The sequence below is a fragment of the Roseospira marina genome, from assembly GCF_014197855.1.
In the GTDB taxonomy this organism is placed as follows: Bacteria; Pseudomonadota; Alphaproteobacteria; order Rhodospirillales; family Rhodospirillaceae; genus Rhodospira; species Rhodospira marina.
Map to the genome: position 1 here is coordinate 1 of NZ_JACIGJ010000007.1, position 14,572 is coordinate 14,572.

General features: G+C 66.3%; 17 protein-coding genes. 3 read left to right on the plus strand and 14 right to left on the minus strand.

Going from position 1 to position 14,572, the window contains the following annotated elements; all coding sequences use genetic code 11:
* Positions 1-314 precede the first annotated feature (314 nt).
* On the minus strand, positions 315-1,997 hold the full coding sequence (hcp, locus tag GGD82_RS10615) for a hydroxylamine reductase (protein ID WP_150061642.1): 1,683 nt from the start codon (positions 1,995-1,997) through the stop codon (positions 315-317).
* Between the two features lie 182 nt (positions 1,998-2,179).
* Here hcp and GGD82_RS10620 point away from each other — a divergent pair, with 182 nt between their 5' ends.
* The 3 genes from GGD82_RS10620 to GGD82_RS10630 all read left to right on the plus strand — a co-directional run bounded on the left by GGD82_RS10620 (position 2,180) and on the right by GGD82_RS10630 (position 3,955).
* Positions 2,180-2,590 (plus strand): RrF2 family transcriptional regulator, encoded by a 411-nt coding sequence (locus tag GGD82_RS10620; protein WP_150061643.1) that lies wholly within the window; start codon positions 2,180-2,182, stop codon positions 2,588-2,590.
* A 276-nt stretch (positions 2,591-2,866) separates the two neighbouring features.
* A complete protein-coding gene (locus tag GGD82_RS10625) occupies positions 2,867-3,592 on the plus strand; it encodes an AzlC family ABC transporter permease (protein WP_150061644.1) in 726 nt (241 codons plus the stop codon).
* Between the two features lie 3 nt (positions 3,593-3,595).
* Positions 3,596-3,955 (plus strand): AzlD domain-containing protein, encoded by a 360-nt coding sequence (locus GGD82_RS10630; RefSeq protein ID WP_150061645.1) that lies wholly within the window; start codon positions 3,596-3,598, stop codon positions 3,953-3,955.
* 97 nt (positions 3,956-4,052) lie between these two features.
* Here GGD82_RS10630 and GGD82_RS10635 read toward each other — a convergent pair whose 3' ends face one another.
* The 13 genes from GGD82_RS10635 to GGD82_RS10695 all read right to left on the minus strand — a co-directional run bounded on the left by GGD82_RS10635 (position 4,053) and on the right by GGD82_RS10695 (position 14,463).
* On the minus strand, positions 4,053-4,619 hold the full coding sequence (locus GGD82_RS10635) for a biotin transporter BioY (protein ID WP_150061646.1): 567 nt from the start codon (positions 4,617-4,619) through the stop codon (positions 4,053-4,055).
* Complete coding sequence (locus tag GGD82_RS10640; protein WP_150061647.1) at positions 4,616-5,341, minus strand: energy-coupling factor transporter transmembrane component T family protein; 726 nt, start codon at positions 5,339-5,341, stop codon at positions 4,616-4,618. Before GGD82_RS10640 ends, GGD82_RS10635 begins: the two co-directional genes overlap by 4 nt.
* Positions 5,338-6,018 (minus strand): energy-coupling factor ABC transporter ATP-binding protein, encoded by a 681-nt coding sequence (locus GGD82_RS10645; RefSeq protein ID WP_150061648.1) that lies wholly within the window; start codon positions 6,016-6,018, stop codon positions 5,338-5,340. Before GGD82_RS10645 ends, GGD82_RS10640 begins: the two co-directional genes overlap by 4 nt.
* A gap of 271 nt (positions 6,019-6,289) precedes the next feature.
* A complete protein-coding gene (gene madM / locus GGD82_RS10650) occupies positions 6,290-7,054 on the minus strand; it encodes a malonate transporter subunit MadM (RefSeq protein ID WP_150061649.1) in 765 nt (254 codons plus the stop codon).
* Entirely contained in the window at positions 7,051-7,446 is a 396-nt protein-coding gene (gene madL / locus GGD82_RS10655; RefSeq protein WP_150061650.1) for a malonate transporter subunit MadL, read from the minus strand. The genes madM and madL overlap by 4 nt, the downstream gene beginning before the upstream one ends.
* A gap of 107 nt (positions 7,447-7,553) precedes the next feature.
* On the minus strand, positions 7,554-7,763 hold the full coding sequence (locus GGD82_RS10660) for a biotin/lipoyl-containing protein (protein WP_150061651.1): 210 nt from the start codon (positions 7,761-7,763) through the stop codon (positions 7,554-7,556).
* A gap of 77 nt (positions 7,764-7,840) precedes the next feature.
* A complete protein-coding gene (gene mdcG, locus GGD82_RS10665) occupies positions 7,841-8,539 on the minus strand; it encodes a malonate decarboxylase holo-[acyl-carrier-protein] synthase (RefSeq protein ID WP_150061652.1) in 699 nt (232 codons plus the stop codon).
* Positions 8,540-8,541: 2 nt separating this feature from the next.
* The gene (locus GGD82_RS10670; protein WP_150061653.1) at positions 8,542-9,660 is read right to left on the minus strand and encodes an acyl carrier protein; all 1,119 of its coding nucleotides are present in this window, start codon (positions 9,658-9,660) and stop codon (positions 8,542-8,544) included.
* Between the two features lie 28 nt (positions 9,661-9,688).
* Positions 9,689-10,582 (minus strand): biotin-independent malonate decarboxylase subunit gamma, encoded by an 894-nt coding sequence (gene mdcE / locus GGD82_RS10675; protein ID WP_150061654.1) that lies wholly within the window; start codon positions 10,580-10,582, stop codon positions 9,689-9,691.
* Positions 10,583-10,626: 44 nt separating this feature from the next.
* The gene (locus GGD82_RS10680; RefSeq protein WP_150061655.1) at positions 10,627-11,583 is read right to left on the minus strand and encodes a biotin-independent malonate decarboxylase subunit beta; all 957 of its coding nucleotides are present in this window, start codon (positions 11,581-11,583) and stop codon (positions 10,627-10,629) included.
* A 13-nt stretch (positions 11,584-11,596) separates the two neighbouring features.
* Entirely contained in the window at positions 11,597-11,911 is a 315-nt protein-coding gene (gene mdcC, locus GGD82_RS10685; RefSeq protein ID WP_150061656.1) for a malonate decarboxylase acyl carrier protein, read from the minus strand.
* Positions 11,912-11,926: 15 nt separating this feature from the next.
* On the minus strand, positions 11,927-13,600 hold the full coding sequence (mdcA, locus tag GGD82_RS10690; protein ID WP_150061657.1) for a malonate decarboxylase subunit alpha: 1,674 nt from the start codon (positions 13,598-13,600) through the stop codon (positions 11,927-11,929).
* 14 nt (positions 13,601-13,614) lie between these two features.
* The gene (locus GGD82_RS10695; protein ID WP_150061658.1) at positions 13,615-14,463 is read right to left on the minus strand and encodes a biotin--[acetyl-CoA-carboxylase] ligase; all 849 of its coding nucleotides are present in this window, start codon (positions 14,461-14,463) and stop codon (positions 13,615-13,617) included.
* Between the last annotated feature and the right edge of the window lie 109 nt (positions 14,464-14,572).

Below are 14,572 nucleotides of genomic sequence, written 5' to 3' on the forward strand. Positions count from 1 at the left end.
GCCCGCCCCGGCATCTCCATCCGCCGCAAACGCAAGCGCTGCGGATGGACCAACGAATTCGCCAGAACCATCATCGGCCAAATGCGATAGCCCTGATGTTCGGCCATCACGACACACGCGAACGCCCGTTTCACGCGCGCCCTCGTGGAGCGCGGACCGTTCGGATTCGGCCCCTTTCGCCCATTCCGCCACGCGCCGCTTCGGTTAAAAACGTCGGGAATGGGGCGGCGTGAGAGCATTCCCCCCTTCGGCGGAACCGGCACCGCGACGCGGCGGCGATGGACCGGGCGAGTCCGGTCCATCGCCGATCGGGCTCAGGCGTCCGCCATGATCGCGGCACAGTCCCCCGAAACCGTGCCCATCGGCTTCAGGTCAAAGGTCGAGACGAGCGTCTCCGCCACGGCCGGGGACAGGAACGCCGGCAGGGTCGGCCCCAGACGGATCCCCTTCACGCCCAACGACAACAGGGCCAGCAGCACGGCCACCGCCTTTTGTTCGTACCAGGCGATATCGTACGCGATCGGCAGATCGTTGATATCCTCGACGCCCAGAGCCTCCTTCAGCGCCAGGGCGATCTTGACCAGGGAGTAGGAATCGTTGCACTGGCCGGCATCCAGCAGGCGCGGCACACCACCGATAGTGCCGAGGTCCAAGCTGTTGTAGCGGTACTTCGCGCATCCCGCGGTCAGAATGATGGCGTCGTCGGGCAGGGCCGCCGCGAGATCGGTGTAATACTGGCGGGCCTTGTGCCGGCCATCGCATCCGGCCATGACCACGAACCGCCGGACGGCCCCACTGGACACCGCCTCGACAACCTGGTCGGCCAGCGACAGGACTTGGTTGTGCGCGAACCCGATCGACAGATCCGGTCCCTCCAGCGCCTGGGGCGGCGGGCACTGACGCGCCCGCTCAATGACCGCGGAAAAGTCTTTCGCCGCCCCATCCGGCGCGTCGGGGATATGGACCGCCCCCGGGTAGCCGACCGAACCGGTGGTGAACAGACGCGACAGATAGGTGTTGGCGCGGCGGGGCGGAACCAGACAGTTGGTGGTCATCAGGACGGCCCCGTGGAACGACTCGAACTCGGTCGTCTGTTGCCACCAGGCGCCCCCGTAGTTGCCCACGAGATGTCGGTGCCGGGCGAGGCTTGGATAGGCGTGGGCCGGCAGCATCTCGCCGTGGGTGTAGACGTCGATGCCGGTTCCCGCCGTCTGCTCCAGCAGGTCGGCCAGATCCTTCAGGTCATGGCCGCTGACCAGGATACCGGGACGATCGCCGGCGCCGGTGGACACCCGGGTCATTGTGGGATGGCCGTAGGTGTCGGTATTGGCGGCGTCCAGCACCGCCATGGCCGACACCGCGACCGATCCGGCCCGCAGAACCAGTTCGATCATCGCTTCGCGGGACAGCGCGATACAGGTCGACGCCAGGGCCTCGCGGATGAAGGCGTCGACCTGCGGATCAGTGCGTCCCAACACGGCAGCATGCTGCGCGTAGGCGGCGATGCCCTTCACACCGATCAGCAGAAGCTCACGCAGGGAGCGCTGGTCTTCGTCTTGGGTGGCCAGCACGCCGACATGCGCGCCCGTGTCGAGCCAGGTCGCCTCGGGGGCGCGCCAGACGGCGGCCTCGGGAGCCGCGTCCATCGAGCCTCCGGCGGCCCGCACCGCCTCGGCCAGGGCGTCGCGCCGGTCCAGCGCCTCTGTGATCAGCGCGCGGAAACGGTCGTCTTCCCAATTGACGTTGGTGATGGTCGCGAACAGGGCCTCGCGCAGAAACGGCGCCTGCTCCGCCAGCCGGGCGTGGGGTGCGGCGCGGCCAGTGGCGGCCTCGGGGCCAGGGGCAAGATCGTTGAGGGTCTCGGCGGTCCAGGCCAGGCCCCGAACGGCAAAGATCAGCAGATCCTGCAGAACGGCGGTCGTTTCCGGTTTGCCGCAGGTTCCCTTGACGGTGCACCCCGTGGCGGAGGCGGTTTCTTCACACTGAAAGCAGAACATCGCGTGGGGCGCTCCATGCCAGGGAGAGGGGGGCGACCCCGACGGCTGGCCCGGCGACAGTGGCACAGCCAAATCGGGACAGGCAAATCGGCATCGCAGATACCTATTTACAGACTCGAAATCGGCTTTTCAAATGCTTATTTGAAACGCTGCGATCGCAGGCATGGATCAAGGACCCTGGAATGCGCCTGACCCTGTTCACCGATTACGGCCTCCGGACCCTGATGCGCTTGGCCGGCGAGCCGGATCGGGTTTTCACCGCCGAGGGGCTGGCCAACGAACTCGATATCTCCCGCAATCACCTGACCAAGGTGGTTCGGGAACTGGCAGCGTTGGGGTTTGTCGCAACGCGGCGGGGGTCGGGAGGTGGATTTCAGCTCGGCCGGTCCGCGACCGCGATCACGCTGGGGGATGTCGCCCGGGCCCTGGAACCCCGGCAGGCGCTGGTGGAGTGCTTTCAGCCCGATGGCGGCGCCTGCACCCTGACCGCTCGCTGCCAGTTGAAGCGACCGCTGGCGGCCGCTCAGGAAGCCTTTTTTCAGACGCTGGACGTCGTGTCGCTGGCGGACTGCGCCCTGGGTCCGCCGGACTGAAACCCCGGGGCGAACGGTCGGGACCCCGCGCGCGTGACACGGCGGCCATGCGGGCCCGCTCTTTTGAAGAATCGAGGGCGCGCCACGCCATTTACGGGACAGACGAAGCTCTTCTCCTGCATGCGATCAAGAAGACTCAAACCGGCCGTCTCTTCCCGCTGTTGCATCTGGTTTTTCAGAACAGGACATGGGATTGTAGCGCTCGCTTGTGCGTCCTGACCTCAGAAGTGCCGGGGTCCGTGACGGGCGACCTCCAATTTTTGGTTTATTGGTATCATGTCCGCCTCTCCTCCTGCGCCGCCGCCGATTGGCGAGACGATCCGGTTGGTCGTGCGCGATGCTCTTGTGGTCATCCTGACCTTCGTTGTCATGTTCATGGGGGTCGGCCGGGCCAGCGCCGAGGCCGGCCTGAACGCACTACAGACCGCCTTCATGACGCTGTTCACCGTGGCCGCACCGGCCCAGGCGGCGGCCATGCAGATCCTGGACAGCGACACCGCCGGGGCCACCGCCTGGGTGGCGGCCGTGGTGGCCGTCATCATTGTCAACCTTCGCTTCATGGTGATGGCGGCGTCCATCCTGGGCCGCTTGCCCAACCCCGGTGTGGCAAAGGGCATCGGCGCCATCGGCCTGATCTCGGCCAGTTCGTTCGCGATCCTTCTGCCCCGCCTGATGGGCGAGGCGCCCCGCCGCCCGATCCTGTACTGCGGCCTGGTCGGGCTGGCCTGCTCGCTGTCCGCCGTGTTCGGCGCGGTGCTGGGCCATCAGATTGCGACCGCCGTGCCGGTGCTGGTGGGGACCGCGCTGGGCGCCATGATCCCGATCTATTTCGCCACCCTGATCGCCCGCCAGGGGCGGCATCGCATCCTGATGCTGAACGCGCTGGCCGGCGCCGTCCTGGTGCCGCTGGCCGCGCCGCTCCTGGGCAGCTTCTCGCTGATCGTCGTGCCTCTGGTGGTGTCGGGGCTGACCCTGCTGATTCCGTCGTCGAAGGAGGCCTGACCCATGCCGGATCCCGCGTTCGCACCCTGGCAGCTGTGGGCCGTCGCCGCAGGCGGTGGTCTGGGCACCCTCGCCCTCCGCCTGATCCCCGTGTTCGGGCAAAACGTGATCCGCGGGGAACGCACGCGGGCATTCCTCGACCGCGCCGGGTACGGCATTCTGGGCGGGATCGTGTCAAGTTCGGCGCTGAAGGCCGGCGCGGTGCTCACCGCCGGGCAGGGCCTTGCCGGGGCCGGCCCGTGGATCGGTCTCGGCTGCGCCGGTCTGGCGTTGCTGCTGGCGCTGTGGCGCGGCGGAACCCTGCTGCCGACGGGGATCGGGCTGGCGGTATTCGTGACCGCCGGTCTGGTTCTGATGGGCTGACCAACGGTTCGCGCCGCGCGCGCACGAAAACACCCCCGGTCGGAGCACTCCGCCGGGGGTGTTTTCGTTGCAGCCGGGCGAGGAACCCCGCCTGGGATCAGGCCGCCGGCTGATGCATGGCCGGAAACGCCTTGCGGATCGCCACGACGGCCAACGCGGTCAGCCCGGCCTTGAGCATATCGCCCGGAATGAAGGCCAGGGAGCCCACCGCCACCTTCACCAGCGACACGCCGGTGTTCACGGACGCCCAGGGAATGCCGATCGCGTAGACGACCACGATGCCGCCCAGGAAGCAGTACAGGAACGACTTGAAGGGCTCGATGGTGGCCCAGGCGCGTTCGTGCAGATACCCGATCAGGACGGCACCGAGCACCCAGCCGAACATGAACCCGGCGGTCGGCCCGAAGAACACGCCCAGCCCGCCCCGGCCGCCGGACAGCAACGGCAGGCCGATCGCGACCAGAAGCAGGAACAGAAGGATGGACAGGCCGCCCCGCTTGGCGCCCAGGATGGCGCCGCTCAGCATCACACCCATGGACTGGGCCGTGATGGGCACGCCCAGGGCCGGGATGGTGATCGGCGGAAACAGAGCCAGAGCGGCCATCAGGGCCGCGAACAGGGCGATCAGAACGATGTCTTTGGTTCGAACGACGGTGTGTTTCATGACGACCTCGGAGCGGGCGCGGGGGACGAAGCGGCCGCCGATCCAGCGCGTGGAGTGACGGGCACGGGCGTGCGGGCGGGCGCGGCGTCCTCGTCATCGTCGCCGCCGGAGCGCGCCTCGATGGCGTCCGTCACGTCCCCGGCCATCCGCAGCGTGCGGATCAGCAGCGGCAACGCCAACGCAAGCGGGTTGTGACCCAGGCCCCGGGCGCGCTGCGCATCCCGAACCTCCTGCGCCAGCCCGCCGATCACCGGCAGGAAACGAAGCGCCAGGGAAATCGCCAGCGCCACCTTGCCTGGATGGACGCCGAAGACGCGGAATGGTGTCAAGGCGCGGGTGATGACGGCGATCATGGTGTCGCTGGGGGTGGTCAGAGTGACCAGCTGCGCCAGCGCGACCAGGGTGATGATGCGGGTCACGATCGCGACCGCCAGGATCCAGGACTCCATAAAGCCCTGCACCAGGAAAATCGGGACCAGCAGCCAGATCATGGGGCGGATGACCCCAAACAGGCGGCGGACGGGCTGGCGGGCGATCGCATAGCCCGCGCCGGTCAGGGCGAGCGCACCGCCGAGCACCCACAGCGATGTCGTGAAGGCAAGGCCGGTGCCCGCAGCCGCCAGCACGAGAAGCTTGATCCCGGCCGGCATGCGGTGCAGCGGGGACCGGCCGGGCCGCGTGCGCGCCGGAGCGTGGGACTCGGAGGACGGCGTCGGGCTCATTGCATCCGCTCCACATAGCGGGCGAGCGCGGCCGAGGGCGCATCGTCCACGAGGATCCGGCCCTCGTCGAACACCAGCACCCGGTCGAACTCATTCAGCAGCGCCAGATCGTGCGTGACCACGATCACGGTCTGCTCCATCTCGCGAATGGTGCGGGCAATCATGCGGGCGTTGCGCAGATCCAGCAACGTGGTCGGCTCGTCGAACACCACGCAGGCGGGGTTCGTGATCAGGGCGCCCGCGATGGCGAGAAGCTGCTTCTGCCCGCCGGACAGGGTGTGCGCCGGCTGCTGGCGCAAGTGCTCCAACCCATAGCGGGAGAGGACCGTATCGACCAGCGACTCGCGCTCGTCGCGGGGCAGCTTCAGCCCCTTGAGGCCGAAGGCCACGTCTTCCTCGACCACGGGAAACACGATCTGGTTGTCGGGATTCTGGAACACAAACCCGACCCGGCGCCGGATGGCCTTGCCGGCCTTCGCGGTGTCCAGGCCGTCGACCACGACCGATCCGCGCGTGGGCAGGACCAGACCGTTCAACAGGCGGGCGAAGGTACTCTTGCCGGATCCGTTGCTGCCGACCACACCGATCCGCTTCTCCGCCAGGGTGACGGAGACGCCTTTCAACGCTTCAAAGGATTCAAAGCGTTTGACGACGTCGGTCACTTCAATGGTGGTCATCGTTCACGTCCCCGGGGTGCGATCCCGCTTCGCCGGCCCCACATGTCCTTTGGTTTGAAAACCGGCTCCTCCGCCCGGAGCCGTCGGTAACGCTCAAAAGTGATGGCGGCGCGCGGATGAGGCAAGCTGTGTGATCCCCTCAGAACCGGGTCACACCGCCGTTGGTCCGCGCGGCCGCCACCATTTCTTGTCTTGACACGTCCAGATGCAGGATCACACTGGTACGTGGTCTCACGATCTTGAGGTCGAGTCCGTCTTGCCGGACGAACTCTTAGCCGAACAGCGCATTCAAGATCATGTAGCCAAGCGACGGAACCACCAGGCAGCCAAAGCCCGTGTAGAAGGTGGCCGTCAACGCACCATAGGGCACGAGCTTGGGATCGGTTGCCGCCAATCCCGCCGCGACGCCACTGGTGCTTCCCATCAGCCCACCATACACCGCCGCGGCGGACGGGTTGGTGAGGCCGGCGATCTTGGCCAAAAACGGGGTCAGGATCATGACCGCGATGGACTTGACCACGCCGGCCGCCACGGACAGGGCGATCACTTCCGACGATGCGCCTAGGGCGGCGCCCGTGACGGGACCCACAATGAACGTCGCGGCGCCGCCCCCGATGGTCGCCATGCTGACCGGATCCGTATAGCCGAAGGCATAGGACGCCGCGGCGCCAACCACCGTGGCAATGACCAGGGACGTGCACAGCGCGATCACGCCGGGCAGACCCGCCTTTTTCAACTCTTCCATCCGCACACCGTAAGCGGTGGCGATGATGGCGAAGTCGCGGAACATGCCGCCGCCCATCAGGGCGAAGCCGGAGAAGAACGACACATCGGCAATACCGTGCTTGCCGCCCGTCGTCTTGCCCCCGACGTAGGCCAGGATCAGACCGCACACGATGGCGATGGCCGAGCCATGAATGCGGTTGTTGGTGCCCTTCTTGCCCACGACCATGGCGACCCAGGTGATGAGCCCGACCACCAGAAATGCGGTGACCAGCGGGTACTTCATGAATGGATGAAGAATGGAGTCGATCATTTCGAGCCCTCCTCAACAGCGGTTTCGGTCTCGTCGCCGTTCTTGGCGAGCGCAGCAATCGGCCGGATGAGAAGGAAGCCCGTGAACACGGCTCCAAGGCCCGCCACGAACGCCAGCGCGCCGGCGTCAAACGCGGCCACGACGTTCTGACGGGCGGCCATGGCCACCACGATCGGAATGTACATCGCGCTCCAGAACTGGACGCCGGACTCGGCGGCCTTGGAGAGCATCTCCTTGTCCAAAAGCTTCTGGGACAGAAGAACCAGGATCAGCATCGCAATACCAACGCCACCAATATTGGCGTTAATACCCACAGCCAGACCCAGGAGCTGGCCGAGTATCGTGCCGACCAGCATACAAGCACTCAGAAGTGCTACACCGTAGATCACCATATCACCACTTCCTTTACAGGATCGGATACTTTACAGGATCGCTTTAAGAGGTGCGTGGGGTCGAGGCCGTCCCGACCCCACGATCACTCAGTCACAGGGTCACGGATTTACTCGATGGTCATCAGAACGGCGCCCGGCTTCAGGCGGTCGCCGGCCTTGACGGCGATCGACTTGACGGTGCCGTCGAGCGGCGCCGGGGTGTTGTTCTTCATCTTCATGGCTTCGACCACGGCCACGGTCTGGCCCTTGGTGACGGTGGCGCCTTCTTCGACCTCGAGAGAGATCACGACAGACGGCATTTTAACTTTGAGGTCCATGTGCTTTCTCCTTGTAAAAGCGGACTGACTCGGCGAGTTCACTTGCCCTCGCCATCGACAATCGCACTGATGCACGGCTACACACCGCAGCACTCAGCAATCTTATCGATAAAAACATCTCTTTTTTGCAGGCTTACGTCTTCGATAGACTTCACAAGCAGGGTATCGGCGCGCGAAAAGAACTCTTTCATTTTTATTCCGTAATTATCAAAAATCAGGATCTCGACATCGAGGGCGACCTGAAAGGCGCGCGCCACGGCGTCGAGGGCGTCCGGCAGGCCGGCCGGCGGCGGTCCCTGGGAGCCGTCCACCACGAGATCCACATCGGAATCCGGCCGCAGATAGCCGGCGCCGGTCATCGTCTCCAGGGCGGCCGACCCGATGAGGCCGAAGCGGACCCGATGCTCGCGCTCCACCGTCGCCAGGGCCGGCAGCGCCGGGTGCGGGACCGGATTAGCGGCCAAGGCGGTGCGGAACACGGTCCAGGGATCGGTGAAAGCCCAGATGTGATGCGGCGCCACCGTCACCGCGGATTTGACGCGGTCGGCCCCGACGCGGAAGGGAAAGGCGAACCCGATCTGGCCCTCGTCCGCCCCCATGGGGCGCGTCGGGCGGCAGACGATTCCGGGAATGCCCCGCACGCGCACCGCGAACTCCACCTGATCGGCGGTGACCGGGTCGCGCATGGACTCCGGCAGCGCATCGAGAATGGCGGGCAGCAGGCTTGTGCGGGCCTCAGCGCGCAAATGCGCAAGGGTGTGACGACGGCGCAGCATGATCAGCGTCTCTTGATCCAGGTGGGGTCCGTCTTGGTGGTCGATTGCATCGCCATCTGCGCGCTCACCAGATCGTCGAACATCCGCGTGGCGACGGGCCCCGCGATCTCGACAGCAGGATCCGGGCCGTTCGCGTCCGGATCGGGCAGCGCCGGCACCAGCCGCAGGCGGGTCTCCGGAGCGCCGACCTGAACGGCCGGATCGACCTTCACCACCCGCCCCTTGATCCGCAGGATGGTGCGCGCGGCCTTCTGCACCGTCTCCGCGGCGGCGCAGGGGGTGTGGGTCACGATGACCTCGTATTCCGGATAGGTCCGCTCGCGGCGATACGTGATGATGGCGCCGGCGGCATCGCAGACATGGCCGGTCGTCTCGGAGACGATGAAGCTGTCGCCCATCGGCAGGCCGCCGACGACCAGCTCGCGGTAGGCCTCCCCGCGCGGCGAGGCGATCAGGCGGATGTCGTCGCGCAGCGGCACACCGTCCAGCGTGAGCCAGCCGAACTCCTGACAGCCGTACAGGTCGTGCACGCTGTACCCGAAGCGCTCGGCGATCGGCAGCAGGTCCAGGTCCAGGGGCGTGCCGGCGGTCAGCAGCACGCACCCCTTGGGCAGGTCGTTCTCAAGCCCCAGATCGAGCGCCTGTTGCAACGCGACCCGCAAAAAGGACGACTCGCCCAGAATGACCTGCGCCTGCGTCTTGCAGACCTCCAGCAGCAGGGCATCCCGGCTGGACCGGCGCAGGAAGCTCCAGGTCACGCCCACGTCTTGCAGGGCCGGGGCGGAAAACACGTTAACGAGAGGCGGATACGTCACGACCATGTGACGCAAAGGGGGAGTCTGTGGCCCAGACCCCAGTCGGGCAAACAGGGCCCGGGCCACAGCCGCTCGGGCGGGAAGCTCCGCATGCGTGACGCCGACAATGTTCTGGAACGCCGAGGACCCGGTCGTGAAGGTCAGATACGAGAGGTTGAAGGGCGTATGGACCTCCTCGATGACATGGGCGGCCGTGGGGCCGGCGATGCCCTTGTCGTGGAGGGTTCGGCGCGGCATCTCGTCCAGGGTGGGCGCGTTCCCATCCAGATCGAGGGCCATTTCCAGGAGTGTCAGAGCGTCCGTCATGAGTCCCGTCCGAGGTTCGGGGGAAAAGCTACCGCTGCGGCGCGTACTGGCCGGCGACGGCGGCGAACTCCTGATTCATCAGATCCATCACCTTGGGGCGCACGACGCGGCCGTCGCGCTCGGCACCCAGGGCCCCACGGCCCCACGGTCCCAGCGTGTCGTCCTGGCCGGCCGCCTTGGCGGCGCGCACCGTGGCGATGTGATCGATGATCGCAGCCCGCATCTTGTCGGTCTGGTCGACCAGTTCCTCGACGCCGCCCAGGGCGTAGAAGAACTGCGGACCCGCTGCGAAGACCGGGTTGCTCTTCGACAGCTCTTCCAGAACCTCGAGATCCTTGCGGATGATGCGCGAGACACTGGTGAGCGGCATGACGTGGATCATCGTGCCGAAGCTGGCATCCAGGGACAGGATGTTGTCCGCCTGCAGCCCGTGGCACAGGAACGCGCCGGAGATGGCGCGACCGATGACCATGGCGATGATCGGATGCCCGGCCAGACGGGCCTCGGCCAGCGCGAGCTGGTAGGCACCGGTGGCCTTGTTCATGCCGAAGATCTCTTCGACCTTGCCCGGACCGTTCCCCGGGGTGTCGACGATCAGCACCAGCGGGCGCTTCTCTTCCTTCGGCTTGTCGGCGTCGGCCTCAAGGGAGGCGTAGACGGCCTGGGCCATCTTGTAGCCTTCCTCCATGCCGATGATGCCGGCATAGACGACGGGAAACCGCTCGTTGAACGCCTGACCGTCACTGGCAATGATCGTGACCGTCTGGCCGTCCAGCGTGGCCGTGCCGACGGCGGCACACGGACCGAAGTCCGGGTCGTCGAAGGTCTTGGCGCCGATGGCGTTTTCCGTGAAGGACTCGGGGTCGACGATCATGTCGATCGCCTCGCGGCCCCGTCCCATCATGCTTTCAGTGGCGTCCATGTGTGGACTCCTCACTTATCTCTTCTCTGCGAAACGAAGCCGGTTCAGACGCTCAGGCGCTTGACCTGCGCCAGGAAGTCGGGAAGCGGCATGTCGGTCAGAGCGACCGGATCGGCGTTGCCGGCGTGGGCCCAGACATCGCGGGCGTCCTTGGGCTGCATCTCGGCGGCCAGGGCCACCCCGCGCAGCTGCTGCGCAACCTTCTCCGGCGAGCCGATGCGCCGCATGGCCTCGAAGTCCGCCAGGGACTTGGTCGCCAGCTCGGCGATCTGATCGTGGAAGGCGCCGAGGGTGTCCGCGACGAGGTAGTTACAGTCGCCGACGATGTACTTGTGCTTGCCGCCCGTGGTGCGGAACACAAGGGCACGGTCGCCGCTGTCGAACTCTTCCTTGCCCATCTCCTGCTCGATCACTTCCGGACCGGTCAGGCCGAGGCGGCCGAATTCGCTCATTACGATGCAGTCGGTGGCCGCGGCCACGAAGCCCATGCCCCCAAAGCAGCCGACCTTGGAGCCGATGACCGCAATGACGGGCACCTTGCCGCGGGCCTTCTGCAACTGGTCCATCACCTCGGCATGGGCCAGCAGGCCCGCGTTGGACTCATGCAAGCGCACGCCGCCGGTCTCGAACGAGATGACGACAATCGGCTTCTCGGCGTCGGTGAGATCCGGATGGGCGGCCGCCAGCGTGTCGTGGAACTCGATCGCCAGACGGATGGCGTTGACCATCTTGGCGCCGCCGACCTCACCGACGGAGCCGCCGATGAACTTGCCTTCCTGCGAGATCACGAACACCGGGGTGACGCCCACGCGGCCGACACCGGTCACGATGCCGTCGTCGAACTCCACGGCCTCGCCCAGGGTTTCCAGATGCGGGCTGTAGAAGCGATCGAACGGACCGGCCAGTTCGGTGAACGTGCCCTCGTCGACCAGGCCAACGGCCCGATCCCGGGCGTTGGATTCCAGGAAGCTTCGGCCCTGCAGATCATTCCATTTCGGCATGTCTCAGGCCTCCTTAATTCGCCTGCGCTTCCGTCATGGCCTGCCGCAGACGCAGCAGAACCACGGCCGGAGTCGCGTTGTTGTCGTTGATGTCCAGGTGGGCGTCGCTCAGGCCGCTCTGGGACACGAAGGTCTGCAGCACGCGCTTCCACAGATCGTCGAAGCCGGCCACCGGCGTGACGATGGAGACGGAGACCGCGCCGTCCTGGGCCTTCGGCTCCATCAGGACTTCCATGTCGCCGGAGCCGACCACACCGTGGTGGACGGGCGCCTTGAGCGCGGCGCCGGCGTCGCCTTTGACGCTAAACGTGAGGGTGTTCAGAGACATTGTGCGTGTCCTCCATCACCAGTTGCGGAACCGAGCGGGCGGGTTGTAGAGACCGCCCGACCAGGTCACCAGGTCACGGACGGACTTGGCGGCCAGCAGATCGCGGCGCGCACGGTCGCGATCGACGCCCAGGTCTTCCGGCGTCTTGACGATGCCGGCGTCGCGCAGGGCACGGGTTTCCTCGGGTTTTGCGGCCAGGCCGATCTCGGTGTAGCCGGCAACCGCCCGGATGGCGGCCATGCGGGCCTCGATGTCGGCGCAGCGGTTGAGGTAGGCGATGCCTTCCTCGGTGACGACGTGGGTCAGGTCATCGCCGTAGATCATGACCGGCGGCAGATCCAAACCGGCGTTCTCGGCCAGCTCCCAGGCGTCCAGCTTGTCGACGAACACGGGCGCGCGGCCCTCGCCGAAGGTCTCGACGCCCTGGACCACCAGACGCTTGCCGCGCGGCATGTCGCCCAGAACCCGGTTGAGGGTCGGCTGCTCCTGGCCGCACTTCAGCCAGCTGTCGGTCGAGTGCCGGCGGCCCTTGGCGTCACAGCCCATGTTCGGCGCACCGCCGAAACCGGCCACGCGCGACGCGGTCGCGGTCGACGAGTTGCCGAACTTGTCGATCTGCAGCGTGCCGCCGATGAACATGTCCAGCGCGTAGTGACCGGCGGTCTGGGCGAACGCGCGGTTGGACCGCAGCGAGCCATCCGGACCGGTGAAGAACACATCCGGGCGGGCCCGCACGTACTCTTCCATGCCCAGCTCACCACCGAAGCAGTGAATGGTGTCCACCCACCCGCTTTCGATCGCCGGGATCATGGTCGGGTGCGGGTTCAGGATCATGTGGGAGCAGGTCTTGCCCTTCAGGCCAAGCTCTTCGCCGTAGGTCGGCAGCAGCAGCTCGATGGCCGAGGTCAGGAACCCGATGCCGTGGTTGATGCGCTGCACGCCGTATTCGCCGTAGATGCCCTTCAGGCACAGCATGCCCAGCAGGATCTGACTGTCGGTCACCAGGGCCGGGTCGCGGGTGAACAGCGGCTCGAGGAAGAACGGCTTGGGCGACTCGATGACGGCGTCGATCCAGTCGGCCGGGATGTCGACGCGCGGCAGGGTGTCGACGATCTCGTTCACCTGGGCGATGACGATGCCCTGGCGGAACTTGGTCGCCTCGACGATGGTCGGCGTGTCCTCGGTGTTGAAGCCGGTGTAGAGGTTGCCCTGGCGGTCCGCCTTGTAGGCGCAGATCAGGGAGACCTTCGGGGTCAGATCGAGGAAGTAGCGGCCGAACAGCTCCAGGTACGTGTGAATCGCACCGAGCTGCAGCTTGCCTTCGCGGATGAACTGGGCCACGCGGCCGGCCTGCGGGCCGCCGAAGGCGAAGTCGAGCTTCTTGGCGATGCCGTTCTCGAACAGGTCCAGGTGGACCGGGAGCGGCACGGCCGACTGCACCATGTGCAGGTCGTGGATCTTGCTCTTGTCGACCTTGTTCAGGCTTTCCGCCAGGAAGTCGGCCTGCTTCTGGTTGTTGCCCTCGATGTTGACGCGGTCACCGGCGCGGATGACGGCCTCAAGGAGAGCCACCGTGTCGTCGGCCTTGACCACCTTACCGGGGCCAATGAAGCGGGCGGCGCTGGCCATCCGTTCCGCCGTGTCGGCGGAACGATGGTTCCACGCTTTTTCAGATGTCCTGTCTGACATGGACACACCCTCTGTTAAAGCTGCGAAACCCCTTCGGCGCCCCGCGTCTGGGGGGCGGGGAAGGATGTTTCTCCAAAGTGAAAGCGGTGACAGACGCCGCCTTCATCACGAATGCCGAGGCTTCCATCGGCGCCCATGTCCGTCGCGATCCCCGTGACGGTGCTGGCACCGCAGTCCAGGGAAACCCGGCGGCCGATGGTGCAGGAATGGCTGAGCCACGCGCGTCGAATGGGGTCGAAGCCTCGGTCCTCCCAGCGCCCGAACCAGACGTCCAGGGCGCTGAGAACATGGGAAAGCAGGGCGAAGCGGCTGGCGTCGGCGCCGACTTCGGCGGAGACGGAGGTCACCCGATCCGGCAGATCGTCGGGGAGAGGCGGCGTCCGCACGTTGAGGCCAATGCCAACGATAAGGAAATCCGGATCCCCCTCGGGGGTGGTCACAAGCTCGCAGAGAATGCCGCAGATCTTGCGACCGTCGACCAGCAGGTCGTTGGGCCATTTGATGCGGGCATCAAGGCCCGTGTAGCTCAGTCCCTCGCGCACACCCACGGCGGCGACCAGGGTCGCCTGCGCCAATTCGGCGATCGGGCGGCGGGGACGAAGAAGAATGGACAAACAAAGACTGTCGCCGGGATTGGAGACCCAGACCCGCTCACCCTTGCCGCGGCCTTCGGTCTGGTGGTCCGCAACGACCACCGTGCCGGTGGGATAGTCGCGGCGGCCCAGATCCGCGATCACGCGGTTGGTCGAGGGCACGCTCGGCAGGTGCAGAAAGCAGGCGCCGATCTGGCCCGACTGGGCGAAGGGATCCAGGGAGCTCTCCGACAGGGAGAGGCCCGGACACGTGCCAAACAAAGCGTTCATCGTCTGTGTCCTTGCGGAATAAAGGACGTCGAAGACACCCGAAGGAAAAAGTGGCGCCTGGCCCCCTGGGTGGGGCTGGGAGGGGACCGGTCCAGGGGACCAGGCACCG